The sequence below is a fragment of the Phytobacter sp. V91 genome (genome assembly GCF_965644225.1).
Taxonomy (GTDB): Bacteria; Pseudomonadota; Gammaproteobacteria; order Enterobacterales; family Enterobacteriaceae; genus CBFFRJ01.
Window position 1 is genome coordinate 1 of the sequence record NZ_CBFFRJ010000137.1, and the last position, 13,331, is coordinate 13,331.

At 48.4% G+C, this 13,331-nt stretch carries 15 protein-coding genes; 12 read left to right on the forward strand and 3 right to left on the reverse strand.

The window, feature by feature from the left end; translation table 11 throughout:
- The first annotated feature begins 75 nt into the window (after positions 1-75).
- From ACSZO4_RS21260 to ACSZO4_RS21315, 12 genes are all read left to right on the forward strand, one after another.
- Positions 76-456 carry a PTS lactose/cellobiose transporter subunit IIA gene (locus ACSZO4_RS21260; protein ID WP_437891054.1) on the forward strand — a complete coding sequence of 127 codons (381 nt, stop codon included), beginning with the start codon at positions 76-78 and terminating at the stop codon, positions 454-456.
- A 333-nt stretch (positions 457-789) separates the two neighbouring features.
- Positions 790-1,821, forward strand: a complete 1,032-nt coding sequence (locus ACSZO4_RS21265) for an ABC transporter substrate-binding protein (protein ID WP_437891055.1) — start codon at positions 790-792, stop codon at positions 1,819-1,821.
- 202 nt (positions 1,822-2,023) lie between these two features.
- The gene (locus ACSZO4_RS21270) at positions 2,024-2,746 is read left to right on the forward strand and encodes an ABC transporter permease subunit (protein WP_437891068.1); all 723 of its coding nucleotides are present in this window, start codon (positions 2,024-2,026) and stop codon (positions 2,744-2,746) included.
- Positions 2,743-3,504, forward strand: a complete 762-nt coding sequence (locus ACSZO4_RS21275) for an ABC transporter ATP-binding protein (RefSeq protein ID WP_437891056.1) — start codon at positions 2,743-2,745, stop codon at positions 3,502-3,504. The genes ACSZO4_RS21270 and ACSZO4_RS21275 overlap by 4 nt, the downstream gene beginning before the upstream one ends.
- 32 nt (positions 3,505-3,536) lie before the next feature.
- A complete protein-coding gene (locus tag ACSZO4_RS21280) occupies positions 3,537-4,661 on the forward strand; it encodes an iron-containing alcohol dehydrogenase family protein (protein WP_437891057.1) in 1,125 nt (374 codons plus the stop codon).
- Positions 4,662-4,955: 294 nt separating this feature from the next.
- A complete protein-coding gene (locus tag ACSZO4_RS21285) occupies positions 4,956-5,915 on the forward strand; it encodes a glutathione S-transferase family protein (RefSeq protein ID WP_437891058.1) in 960 nt (319 codons plus the stop codon).
- A 50-nt stretch (positions 5,916-5,965) separates the two neighbouring features.
- The gene (locus ACSZO4_RS21290; RefSeq protein ID WP_437891059.1) at positions 5,966-6,925 is read left to right on the forward strand and encodes a glutathione S-transferase C-terminal domain-containing protein; all 960 of its coding nucleotides are present in this window, start codon (positions 5,966-5,968) and stop codon (positions 6,923-6,925) included.
- Positions 6,926-6,946: 21 nt separating this feature from the next.
- Positions 6,947-8,053, forward strand: a complete 1,107-nt coding sequence (locus ACSZO4_RS21295; RefSeq protein WP_437891060.1) for a 5-methyltetrahydropteroyltriglutamate--homocysteine S-methyltransferase — start codon at positions 6,947-6,949, stop codon at positions 8,051-8,053.
- A 29-nt stretch (positions 8,054-8,082) separates the two neighbouring features.
- The gene (locus tag ACSZO4_RS21300) at positions 8,083-8,931 is read left to right on the forward strand and encodes a transporter substrate-binding domain-containing protein (RefSeq protein ID WP_437891061.1); all 849 of its coding nucleotides are present in this window, start codon (positions 8,083-8,085) and stop codon (positions 8,929-8,931) included.
- A gap of 17 nt (positions 8,932-8,948) precedes the next feature.
- Positions 8,949-9,704 (forward strand): amino acid ABC transporter permease, encoded by a 756-nt coding sequence (locus tag ACSZO4_RS21305; protein ID WP_437891062.1) that lies wholly within the window; start codon positions 8,949-8,951, stop codon positions 9,702-9,704.
- Entirely contained in the window at positions 9,691-10,449 is a 759-nt protein-coding gene (locus tag ACSZO4_RS21310) for an amino acid ABC transporter ATP-binding protein (protein ID WP_437891063.1), read from the forward strand. Before ACSZO4_RS21305 ends, ACSZO4_RS21310 begins: the two co-directional genes overlap by 14 nt.
- A 14-nt stretch (positions 10,450-10,463) precedes the next feature.
- Positions 10,464-10,904 (forward strand): GNAT family N-acetyltransferase, encoded by a 441-nt coding sequence (locus tag ACSZO4_RS21315; RefSeq protein WP_437891064.1) that lies wholly within the window; start codon positions 10,464-10,466, stop codon positions 10,902-10,904.
- Between the two features lie 30 nt (positions 10,905-10,934).
- On the opposite strand, the gene ACSZO4_RS21320 is transcribed toward ACSZO4_RS21315, so the two are convergent.
- The 3 genes from ACSZO4_RS21320 to ACSZO4_RS21330 are packed head-to-tail and all read right to left on the reverse strand — an operon-like array spanning position 10,935 to position 12,869.
- Positions 10,935-11,693 (reverse strand): glutathione S-transferase C-terminal domain-containing protein, encoded by a 759-nt coding sequence (locus ACSZO4_RS21320; protein ID WP_437891065.1) that lies wholly within the window; start codon positions 11,691-11,693, stop codon positions 10,935-10,937.
- Positions 11,687-11,977, reverse strand: coding sequence for a hypothetical protein (locus ACSZO4_RS21325; RefSeq protein ID WP_437891066.1), 291 nt, complete (start codon positions 11,975-11,977; stop codon positions 11,687-11,689). The genes ACSZO4_RS21320 and ACSZO4_RS21325 overlap by 7 nt, the downstream gene beginning before the upstream one ends.
- A gap of 25 nt (positions 11,978-12,002) precedes the next feature.
- Positions 12,003-12,869 (reverse strand): helix-turn-helix domain-containing protein, encoded by an 867-nt coding sequence (locus ACSZO4_RS21330; RefSeq protein ID WP_437891067.1) that lies wholly within the window; start codon positions 12,867-12,869, stop codon positions 12,003-12,005.
- Positions 12,870-13,331 lie beyond the last annotated feature (462 nt).

Here is a 13,331-nt window from a genome sequence, read left to right on the forward strand (position 1 = left end):
ACAGCTCAGCTAAGGTAAGGCTAATACAGATAAGGACTCCACTGAACCCCACCGATTAAATCGCACCTTCCCTAAATGGATATGGAATCAACAGTCATGGAATTGATTATCAACGCCGGGGAAGCACGCAGCTGCGCTATGCAGGCATTACGTGCGGCGAAGCAGGGTAACTGGCAGGAAGTGGATGCCCAAATGAACGAATCTTTCGCTGCATCTAAGCGTGCGCATGACGTGCAGACGATGCTGATCGGCATGGACGAAGGATGTGGTAAAGTGCAGGTAAATCTGGTCCTTGTGCATGCACAGGATCATATTATGAACTCAATGCTGGCCCGTGAAATGTTTCAAGAATTCATTGATATCTATCGGCAGCTGAACAACGTTCCCGCCAGATGCCTTAAACGTGATTTATCGCGCGCCTGTATTTTTTATCTGCATGCGCGCTATCATCAGTAATCCTCCGGAAATGCCTGCTTCTCCGGGGGATTTAAACTCACCGATTATTTTGGATATCTCCCTCACTTTCAGCCGTTCATGCCGTCATTGTACTTACCGGTCACTGTTTAATTACCCGTTTAACCGACCCAATTAAGCCTGATGTTCTTAATCGAAAAGCAGAATAATTGTATTTTGCATATTTTATTTTTCATCTTTCTGTGGTGATTATTTTTTGCGTGTCTGCATAAGCTATTCCGTAATTATCATAAGCGAAATGCTATAACGCGATGATTATTTCCTGTTTAATGTTGTTGGGTCTCCTTAATTAAAAACATAACAGGATTTTAACATATGCGTTCAATCAATTTATGGCAAAAATATATTTTCGTTGTTGCCTGGTTAGGCATTTTTGGGGGCGGGCAAAGCGCGCTGGCAAATGACGCCATTAATGTAAATGAGGCGTTAAAAAATACAACGCTAACCATTGCCTCTGTCGGCTGGAAGGAAGAGGAAGCGGCGCTCAAATTAGCCGGGTTAGATAAAACGCCGTATACCATAAATTTTCAGACCTTTCAGGGCGGAGGTCTGGCTTTGGAAGGGGTGGCGGCGAATAAAGTCGATGTGACGAATACCAGCGAGATCCCACCGGTATTCGCCTCTCTGGCCGCTAATAACGGAAACTTTAAGATAATTGCCACCGAACGCTGGACAACCCTCCATCAGGAACTGATTGTACCGCCGGATAGCAAAATAAAGACGGTTGCGGATTTAAAAGGAAAACGTGTTGGCTATATAAAATCTACCACTGCGCACTATTTTCTGCATCAAATGCTAAAGAATGCCGGTCTGGGATGGAATGATATTCAACGCGTCGAAATAACTACCGCCGATGGCGTAACGGCATTATTTAGTGGCGGCATTGATGCTTTTGCAAGCTACGGAAACTCAGTTACCAGCGCTAAACAACGTGGAGCCCACACCCTGGCGTCAGCGCAAGATATTCTGTCGGGCAACTACCCAGTGATAGCGGCTGAAACTGCGTTACAGGATCGGGGTAAACGTGCCGCCATTGCTGATTATATTGGGCGTATAAACACCGCCAAACATTATGCAGAACTGCACCCTGAAGCCTGGGCAAAGGTTTCCGCTGACCCCACAGGCCGCAGTTACAATGCCGCTCTGGCCGACATCAAAGCGGAATATGCCCAGCGACCAACAAGCTATGAAATCCTTTCTCCAGAGGCGATTGCCTCTCAACAGAACGTTTCCGATGTCCTGTTTGCCACCGGATTACTGCAGGCGCCGGTGAAGGTTGCCGGATTTTTTGACAATTCGCTAAGTGGGGCGATCGAACAGGCGAAGCAGCGCTATATCACTCACTAAAGGGATATGCCGATATTTCTTCCGGTTGACGAAAAATCGGCAAGTGTGGCGCTAAGGATTGATGGTGATGTCAAAAAACACATTTTCAGCTTTGATAACCGGACGCACGGATCCCGGCACTTTACCACGGCAGCAACGATGGCGGGCGATCCCCTGGTTGCGCAGACTACTGCGCGGATTTGTACCCTGGCTACTGCCCATAATGTTGCTGATTATCTGGCATTTTTACAGTCTGAACGATGCGAGCAAGTCCATCCTGCCGTCACCTGCGGGGGTAATGATGCGCACAATAACCAGTCTGGAGAGCGGTGAGTTAATTAACAGCATTGTGGTGAGTGCGCGTCGTGCGGTAAGCGGATTTTTACTGGGCAGCAGCATTGGGTTTGCCCTGGGTTTGCTGACCGGCGTGTGGAGAAGGGCGGATATCACCCTGAGCACCACCCTCCACATGTTGCAGAATATCCCGGTTTTAGCAGTGATATCCCTCTTTATCGTCTGGTTTGGGATTGGGGAAGAGGTGAAAATTGCGATGGTCGCGTTTGGTGTTTTCTTTCCGGTATATATCAATACCTACCACGGTATTAAGTCTATCGATAACGGTCTTATTGAGATGGGGAAAGTCTATGGTTTAACGCCCGTCGCGATGTTTCGCAACATCATTTTCCCCGGTGCGCTGCCCTCTATTCTGGTCGGGGTGCGCTTGTCCCTGAGCATCATGTGGCTGGTGCTGATTGCGGCTGAAACCATCGCTTCCGATGCCGGTATCGGATATATGGCCATTACCGGAAGGGAGCTTTTGCAGATGGATAAAGTGGTACTCAGCATCATTATTTACGCATTGCTGGGCAAACTCTCCGATGTCATTTCCTCATCACTGGCACACCGCTTGCTTCGCTGGCGCGATCTCCGGGGAGTCAAACCATGAAGACAACCACGGGTTACGGCATCACGCTGAACAAGGTGAGTAAGCGTTTTGATCATGCCGCGATCATCAATGATGTCGATCTGATGCTACGCGCAGGGGAATTTGTCGCGGTTGTTGGCCGCAGCGGCTGCGGAAAAAGTACCTTATTGAGAATGATTGCCGGGTTAGATACCCCAACAGCGGGCACGGTGGCGATTGAAGGGCAACCTGTTGTGGGCATCAATCCACAGGTTCGCGTGCTCTTTCAGGAAGCCCGTTTGCTACCCTGGCGCAGCGTGCTCGAAAACGTCTGTCTGGGGACGCCTCAGGGTGATAACAACATTGCATTGAATGCGCTGCGGCAAGTTGGTCTTGGCGATAAAGCGACCCAGTGGCCGGGTCTGCTCTCCGGCGGGCAGAAACAAAGAGTCGCGCTGGCAAGGGCACTTGTGGCCGAACCCAGGGTGCTGCTTCTTGATGAGCCATTAGGTGCACTGGATGCTCTGACCCGTATTGAGATGCAGGAGCTGATTGAACGGATCTGGCGTGAGCAAGGGTTCACCGCCGTGCTGGTGACCCATGACGTCGATGAGGCCGTTCGCCTGGCTGACCGGGTGATTGTGATGGATCAACAACGCATTGCCCTGGATATTCGCATTCCTCTGGCCAGACCCCACGCAAGCGAAGCCGATCTGCACTATTACCAGCAAATTATCCTGGGGAAAATACTGCATCCGTCGCCGCGGGTGGAAGACCAGAGCGGTGAATTTACGATTTAACCTAATCTGCATTGAATGAGGATCACGCCAGCATGTTAACGATCAAAGCGCCAGAACAATATATTAATCAGCCAGACTTACTCCCGCATGCGGGAAAGTATATTGCCGAATATGGTCACCGCGCCTTTATATTGGGGGGTAAAACCGCTCTTGAACGTACCGGAGAACAATTACAGGCTAGTCTTAAAACCTGGCAGATTGCATACCAGATTACCGTTTTTAGCGGTTATCCTCGCCTGCAACAAATCAACTTTCTTCAACAGCAAGCGCAGACGTTTAATGCCGATGTGATTATTGCTGTTGGTGGGGGAAAGGTCTGTGACACGGCGAAAGTCGTGGGCGATAAACTGGGGCTGCCGGTGGTCACCATTCCCACTATTGCCGCAACCTGTGCGGCCTGGGCGGCAGTGTCGGTGCTTTATGACGCTGACGGGGCATTTGTGCAACCCTATTTCAATCGCTATTCACCACGGCTGGTGCTGGCTGATACGGCAGTCATTCTCAGCGCCCCGGCGCAATATACGCGGGCGGGTATTCTGGATACCTTTGCGAAATGGTACGAAATGGAACCTAACCGTACTCTGGATGTGGAGTCGACGACGTTATCGGTGATGCTGCATACGGCAAAGTTAGCCTTTGATCTGCTCTCTCGTCAGGGGGAAAATGCAATAGCAGAGGGGCAAAGGGGGCTGATTACTCAGGCCGGACGAGACACGGTTGACGCCATTATTTATCTGGCAGGGCTGGTGGGCACAATACAGACGGAAATCTCGTTCGGCGGTTTTGCGCATCCTTATTATCAGGCTTCCACACTGCTGGCAAATACGCGTCATCGGCTCCATGGCGAGAAGGTCGCGCTGGGGCTGCTCACACAGTTCGTGATAAGCGGCGTAGATTTTGACGAGTTTACACGCCGGCTACAGATCTTCCGCCGTTTTGGCCTCGCATTAACTCTGGAGGATATAGGGATCCTCGATAATCTCGAGGAAGATATCAGGCTACTGGCAAAGCAGACATTTATTGAGCTCCCTCTGATGACTAAGCTGCCCTTTGCCTCATCAGCGGTCGAAATTGAAGAAGCCATCAGGCAAACCGAACGTTGGGTCAGACAGGTGGCATCTGAAGCGTCCTCGACCTTCGCCCAGGCATCGCAATAGCAACATTTGTTGATTAAGCCGTAAATATTAAGAAGCCTGTTAAAGGCTATAGTCATCATGGTGAATTATCTGCGGGTATAAAATATTGCGCAGTGAATAGTTTTCGCCCTGACTTATTGTGACTAATATATGCCCACCCTTTAATTGCATTTGCTTTCTTAGGATATGTGCTTTTTGCATTTAACTTTCATGATTTTCTATGCGCATAATTAACAAATAAAAATGAATCAGGGTTTTATTTCTGTCAGTGAGGGCGAGGTATCGCTCTCATCTCTAAAAAATACCAGAGGTATAATGATGAGTACCGTGAATAAGAATAATATTGCCACATCGGAAATTATTCATGAGATTTCTACGGATGGGAGTTTTGTGCGGCAACAAAACCGTTTCACTACGCCATTTGGTTCCCGTGCCGGTGAATTACCCGTGGAAAGCGGGCGCTATCGTTTATTGTGGGCACCCATTTGCCCATGGGCCCATCGTGCAGTTATTGTCAGAAAACTTCTTGGCCTGGAAGAGGTGATAAGCTTAGGCACCGCGCATCCAGTCAGAACCGAACGAGGCTGGTCATTCTCAACGGATGAACATGAGGTAGACCCGGTTTTAGGTATTCATTATTTACCGGAGATTTACGCGAAAACTGATGCAAATTACAGCGGGAGAGCGACCGTGCCAACGGTGGTGGATGTAAAACAAGGCATCGTTGTAAATAATGATTACTTTAAATTAACCAACTATTTCGAAACCGAATTTAAACCGTTTCACAAACCAGGTGCGCCAGATCTTTACCCGCCAGCCTTGCGCTCAGAAATTGATGCTTTGAATGATGTTATATTTCATGATGTCAATAACGGCGTATATAAAGCGGGCTTTGCTCATTCCCAGGCGGCTTATGAAAAAGCATGGGACACATTATTTAATCGCCTGGATGAACTGGAACAACGTCTTGCTAAACAGCGCTATCTGTTTGGTGACAATATTACTGATTCAGATATTCGGCTTTACGTTACCCTGGCGCGATTCGATGTTGCCTACTACAGCGTTTTCCGCACCAACCGTAACCGGTTGATTGATTTTACGCATTTATGGGGCTATGCGCGCGATCTCTATCAGACGCCGGGCTTTGGGGATACGACCGATTTTGAAGCGATCAAGCAGGGCTACCAGCTAGGCGATTTCACTGCCAATCCTTATCAAATTCTGGCGAAAGGCCCGGATGTGAGTCTCTGGCACTTACCGCATAACCGTGGCTGATTTAGCGGGTGTTATCTCTTGCTGAACACGTCTGACTAAGGATCGATTGCATGACCGCAATAACGAAATTTAAAACTTTTGCCGCTGAAATAAAACAAGATGGCGCCTTTGTTCAGCAGGCGAACCTGTTTACACAGAAATTTGGTGATGCACAGAATGAGTGGCCGGTGGAGGCCAATCGCTATCGGTTACTCTGGATGCCAGCCTGCCCGCATGCGCATAAAGTGGTGATTGTGCGTAAATTACTGGGGTTGGATCGGGTAATAAGCCTCGGGGCGACAGGCCCGTGGCGAACGGAAAAAGGGTGGGAATTTAGTCGCGATCCTGACTATAAAGATCCGGTGCTGGGTATTCGCTATATCCATGATGTCTATATCGCTCAGGATCCTGATTTTACAGGGCGTCCGACGGTGCCCATTATGGTTGACACCGTCACGGGAAAGGGGGTCAATAATGACCATTACTGGCTGACGATCTACCTGGAAACGGCATGGAAGAAATACCATTATCCTGACGCCCCGGATTTATATCCCGACGCTCAGCGGCAGGCCATTGACGCACTGAACGAGGTCATCTACCAGGATATCAATCTGGGCGTGTATAAAGCAGGTTTTGCCCATACCCAGAATGCCTATAATGACGCCTATGATCGGCTTTTTGCTCGTCTTGATGAATTTGAAGAACGTCTGTCGACGCAGCGCTACCTGTTGGGTTCTCAATTAACTGACGCGGATCTGCGTTTATTTCCAACGCTGGCGCGGTTTGATAGCGTCTATTATCCTTTATTTCGCACAAACAGAAACAGGCTCGTGGATTATAAGCATCTGTGGGCCTATGCGCGCGATATCTATCAAATTCCGGCGGTGAAGGAAAGCACCGACTTTGCCTTTATCAAGGAGAGCTATTTCCGTTCTCCGCATCTCGCTGCATTATTTGGCAATATACACAATTTGCTCCCTAAAGGCTCTGATCTTGCGGTCTGGGAACATCCGCACGGCAGAAATACGTGAGTATAAGGAAGAAAAACCAGAATGTCTGATTCCATAATAAGTGGCCCTTTTCATGCCGATCACGTTGGTAGCTTGCTGCGACCAGCAAAATTAAAGCAAGGCAGAATAGATTTTATTAACGGCAGTATAACGGCTGGGCAGTTAAGAACGATCGAGGATCAGGAGATCCGCCGCATCGTCCATATACAACAGGAATTAGGACTCAACTCTGTTACCGACGGGGAATTTCGCCGTTCCTGGTGGCATATCGATTTTCTGGAAAATCTGCACGGTATTTATGGTTATGTGCCTGAGGAGGGCGGCGCGGTGTTCAACGATGTTGTCACTCGGGCCTATGAAATTAAAACTCATGACAGGATAAGCTTCAACGAGGATCATCCTTTTCTTGAGCACTATCGTTTCTTGCATCAGGAAGTCAGCACTGGGGTAGCGAAATTTACGATTCCCAGCCCTAATCAGCTATTGTTTGATGACATCATCGATAGCAACCTGTATCCGGATTTAGAAGAATACTGTCAGGATCTGCGCAAAACCTGGCAGGATGCGGTCCAGGCCTTTTATCGTGCGGGGTGCCGGTATTTGCAGTTTGATGACTGCTTCTGGGGCTATATGTGTTCCCAGGAAATCCTCGCAACGATGCCGAAAGAGGTGTGGAACAGAAAAAAACAGCTGGCACTTGAAAATATCGATGCAGTATTGCAGGCGAAACCCAACGACATGGTCATTACGACTCACGTCTGCCGGGGTAACTATATGTCGAGCTTTGTGCGCAGCGGCGGCTACGATCCTATCGCTGAAGATTTTCTTGGTCAGACTCGCTACAACGGTTTCTTCCTGGAGTATGACACCGATCGAGCTGGAACTTTTCGACCTCTGACCTTTGCCGCCCATAAGAATAAACGTGTGGTATTAGGTCTGGTTACTTCGAAATTTCCAGCACTGGAAGATAAAGCACAGCTGATTCGGCGTATAGAAGAGGCCAGCAATTATATTCCATTAGCCGATCTTTGCATCAGCCCTCAGTGTGGTTTTTCCTCCACTGAGGAAGGTAATTTGCTGAGTGAAGAAGCGCAGTGGAATAAATTAAAATTAATAATCAATGTAGCCAATGATGTCTGGGGCCAGTAACCATTTTCATACAATCAGGATATTGACAAATGAAATTTAGAATCAGCAGAGAAAGTATTGTCTCTTATTTAATTTTGGGTGCCGGTGCTGGCGCATTGTTCAGTTGCTTTTATGCTATTAATGACGCCCAGGCTGCAACCACCGCTACGCTGCAACCTATTGTGATTGCGACCGCCGGCGACCCCCGACCGTTTACTTACTTTGATAAAGACCATCAGCTGGTAGGCTATGATATTGAAGTGGCCAGAAAAGTGTTCAGTCAGCTACCGCAGTACAGTGTTTCGTTTACCACAACTGAATTTACCTCAATCCTCGCCGGTCTGGATGCCGACAGGTTTCAGGTAGGGGCAAACAACTTTGTGGAAAACGCGCAGCGCAAAGAAAAGTACATTTTTAGTCAGCCAATTTTTGAAAACCAGTTTGTGATTGCCACTAGCGACAACAACACTAATATTCACTCTTTGAGTGATTTATTAGGTAAGACGTCGGAGGTGAATCCAGGGGTTAATTTTACAACTGCCCTGGAGAAATACAATACACAGCACCAGAGCAATCCGGTTAAATTGCAGTATACCGATGCAGATTTACTGTTAGTTTTACAAAATCTGGAAAGTAGTAAAACTGATTTTCAGTTAATCGATAAATCGATGCTGGATCAGTATATCAGCGAATATCACCTGAAGCTGAAAACGATCCCCTTAAGCAAAGAGGAAAGCGCACTGATTGGTTCACCGTATAGCTATTTTTTAATTGCCAAAGGTAAAGTTGGCGAGAAACTCGCGCAGGACATTAATGAGCAACTAAACAAACTTAAGGCCGATGGAACCTTATCGACGATCAGTAATAAATATTTCAATGGCGATTATGTCCCAAAATAAAAGCAAGGTCCGCTTGAATGCCAAATATATTTGATATCAAACTGGTTTTCACGCAGATCCCGGCGTTACTGGAATATTTGCCAGTAACGCTGGTCATCACGTTGTTTTCCATGATAATTGGTGTGTTGCTCGGTTTTATCATTGCGCTAATCAGAATCAAAAAACTGCCCGTATTGAGTTCTTTTTTTGCAGTGTTTGTCTCATTTGTTCGTGGTACTCCTTTAATTGTACAGCTGTATCTTTCTTATTATGGGATACCCATTGTTCTGAAATATTATAACTACTATAACGACACTAGTTATAGTATAAATAATGTTCCCGCATTGGTCTTTGTTTTACTGGCGTTCTCGCTTAATGAGGCGGCCTATAACTCTGAAAGCCTGCGGGCGGCAATGCTCTCTGTTGAGAAGAAACAAATTGAAGCGGCCCAGTCATTGGGTATGACGCCACTGCAAGTGCTGCTCAGGGTGACCATCCCTGAGGCCTTTGTCGTTGCCTTGCCGACGTTAGGTAATACTCTGATCAGCTTAATGAAAGGAACCTCTCTGGCATTTGTTTGTTCAGTCATCGAATTAACGGCGCGAGGGAAAATACTGGCCAGCGGCAGCTATCGCTATTTTGAGGTTTATGTCTCGCTGGCGCTTATTTACTGGGCGCTGACAATCGTGACAGAAATAATGCTAAAAATTATCGAGAAAAAAATCAGCATCCCCGATACACCAGCAGCCAAAGAAAAAGCCAAAATGGGAGCGGCGAGCCATGATAACCATTAATCATCTCTCAATGACATTTCATAACACGACCATTCTTGATGACATCAGTCTGACCGTTACAAAAGGCGAGGTGGTGGCGATTATAGGCTCCTCCGGCGCCGGAAAATCGACCCTGTTACGGTGCATCAACCGGCTGGAACGACCTGAACGCGGTGAATTACGGATCGACGGTCAGTCCTTCGATCTTGCCAGGCTTACCCAACGTCAATTAGTTCACCTCCGGCAAAATACGGCGATGGTATTTCAGCAATTCAGCCTCTTCCAGCGTCGCACGGTACTGGAGAACGTGATGGAAGGATTAATGGTGGTTAAGAAGTACTCCCGTGAAAAAGCAAAACAGATGGCTCTGGAGCAGCTACGAAAAGTTGGCCTGATTGAGCGTGCGGACTACTACCCAAAGCAGCTTTCCGGTGGTCAGCAGCAGCGCGTAGGCATCGCCAGGGCGTTGGCGATGGAGCCGCAGGTGCTGCTGTTAGATGAACCGACATCGGCGCTGGATCCTGAGCTGGTGGCTGAAGTGCAGGACGTGATTAAACGCGCTGCGGTTGAGGGCAACACGATGATTCTGGTCTCCCATGAAATGGATTTTGTCAGGCAGGTCGCCACCAGGGTTCTGTTTCTTGAAAAAGGTAAAATCATTGAAAATGGCAGTACGCAGCAGGTGTTTGAACATCCGAAACACGAAAGGACGAAGGCTTTTCTCGCCCGTTATTATCAACGCTATGAACCAGAATATGTGATTTAACCAGAGAGACGGACATGCCAGTATCAGTACAAAACATTATTGTTAAGACCACGATGGATAATATTCCATGGCAGCGTGTTGCCGACTTATTACATTTCTTTGGTCTGAGCGATGATGATGCCCGGACGCAAGAAAAAATATTCCGCAATAGCTACTTAGCCGTTTTTCTGTTTGATGGTGAAGAGCTGATTGGCGTGGGGCGTCTGCTCTCGGATGGTATCTGTCAGGCGGCAATTTATAATGTCGCTCTGGACAAACGCTATCAGGGCGCTGGTCTGGGTAAGCGCATTATTCAGACGCTGATTAATGCGGTGAAAGAGTGCAATATTATTTTATATACGCATCCTGATACCGTCGGACTGTATGAAAATCTTGGCTTTCAGCGCATGAAGACCGGTATGGCCCTGTATCGCGACGCCGAGCTGGCGGAACTTAAGTTAATGGATTTTATTTGAGGCCATGTAGTGTGGCCTTTTTCGCAGGTTTTAGATTGTACTGGCGAGCCATGACCAGTATTGCTCAGTTCCCGCGCCACCCGGACCGGACGCCAGCGGCGAGCCGCGCAATGTTTCCCGATGATGTGGCTCCTGCCAGCTTGTCAGCACCGTTTCCCCTTCCGTTAAACGCACGCGGGCCGATGCAAAACCGTAGCGATATGTGCCGTCTGCTTCGGGTAACACGCCGGCAGCAATCTTTTCAGCCTCATCAGCAAAACCCGGTATTGAAAAAAGCTCACGGGCGTAAGCCCAAAGATGTGGAAAGCTGGAGATAGCCAGCGGCGTACCTGACTCAGGAGGAAGGCCTGGCCGGTATCCTCTGTCATAGGATAAGAGTGTCTGAAACAAACGCACGTCTGAGTCCGTCAATTGAGCCCCAAACAGATAACGCCGGCTGGCAAGGCGCTGGTCATAATCTGCCAGCCGCGCTTCAAAGATATTTTTGGCGACCCGGGCCGCATCCGGCGATCCGGCAAACAGGATTTTGTACGGGCCATTATTTACATCGTCAAATATTTGCTGGTAAAGCAGGTCGATAGCAGGGCGCAGCCCATGAGGATAGAGGTCAGGCGCTGTTGGGCTATGAAGCGGCGCCCAGGCGGTGTGCAGATCGTAGGGAAGAGTATGGTAATCATTGTTAACCACCTTGCCGGTGGACAGATCAACGATGGCAGGCACCGTCCCCCGACCCTGATAACCTGGCACGGTATTGCGATAAAGATTATTGAGTCGTTTTACCCCTAACACCGCATCAACCTCGCCGGGCTGTCCTGAAAACAGCCAGCCATCATGGTCACGATGAAAACGTAACCGACTGAAATGGATGCATCCAGCCCCAGTAAACGAAGCAGAATAAGGATCCGCCGCGACCAGCCACAGCTGGCACTTACGATCAGGCGATACCGTCCTGCTTCGACAGGTAGTTGTCCGTCAGCTGGTCCAAAACGGGTTGTGAAAGCATTATTCTGCCGACGAAATCCACCGTCATCAGTTTGCTCAACGGTGGTTTCTGGATAGAGCACTGTAGACATCGTTATTCCTTACGAAGGTAATTGATCACTGAACAAGCGGCTGCAGAAAATGCCGTTGCCCGCGTCGATACTCAGCGGGGCTGTCCCCGCTCCATGATCTGAAGGCGCGCCGGAAGCTGCGTTCATCAGAAAAACCTAAATGCTCAGCGATCAGGGCAGTCGTTTCGCCATTACGCAGCATGCGGCAGGCTTCAGTCAGGCGAACTTCCCGCGATAAAATTGAATAACTTGCACCTTGTCGGGCGAGGGTTCTTGTCAGGGTGCGTCGGCTGACACCGAGCATTTGCGCCATATCGTCAGCAGAATGGATGGTTGCCAGATTGGCTTTAAACAACTGGAACAGACTCAGTGTCTTCGGTGGGCCTTGCGCCAGAATTCGTCTGGCATGCTGCCCGGCCACGGGAGCTAATTCAGCGTCCAGCGCTGGCGTGGCCTGGTTGAGCCATTGGCGCGTAAAATCGATTTGGGCAATCCCTTCGCCAAAGTACACCGGGCAGCCGAAAAAGCGCTCAAGCGTGGTTTTGCTGATGCCACAGGAGCGGGTGAAACGAACGCGGTGCGCGATGGGGCCTCCCGGCGTGTGGGAGCGGGAAACAGCAAAACAGTTCACAAAATGAAAATGCTCTAATGTTGCCCGCAGCTCGGGATCGTAAAATTTCGGAATATGCAGCAAACTGATGCTGCCCTGACGGTTTAACTCAGGGACCGCACTCCAGGGGGTGAGAAAGTTCTTTGCACAAAAAAGCAGGCTGTTTTCACAACTCCCCAGCGTCATTGACGCAAGGCTAATTGCGCCGAAACTCCTGTAATTAATATGCGCGGCATGAGCGAATAAAGACTGGCTGCGATCAATTCGCTGATCTAACCAGGTATGTTCAAATATATGGCGCATCTCCAGGTAAGAAACCTTTTTTGACGCCCATTCCTTTTGCGTCGGATCTATGTTGAATTGTTCCTGTAAAATATAAGGTCGATTATATTTCGCTGAGAGTAACGCCAGTAATCCGGATATCTGAAAAAGAGTGAAGTATTTATCAGTGGTATCCAGAACGGGGGCTCGTTGTATTGCAAGGCGAGGGCTGACATCCTGAGACTTTCGCGGTGTATAATCCATTGCTGCATGAATTCCTGGATTAATAATAAAGAAAATGTACTCAATATTTACGTCGGGTTGCAATGCAAAAACATGCTAACGATAGTCGGTATTAAACTATCCCTGCCTAAGGAAGGTGCGATTTAATCGGTGGGGTTCAGTGGAGTCCTTATCTGTATTAGCTTTACCTTAGCTGAGCTGTATGATCTCTCTGTAAGACGTATACGATCACTTTTTTCTGGTGAATATTTGCTCTCGATT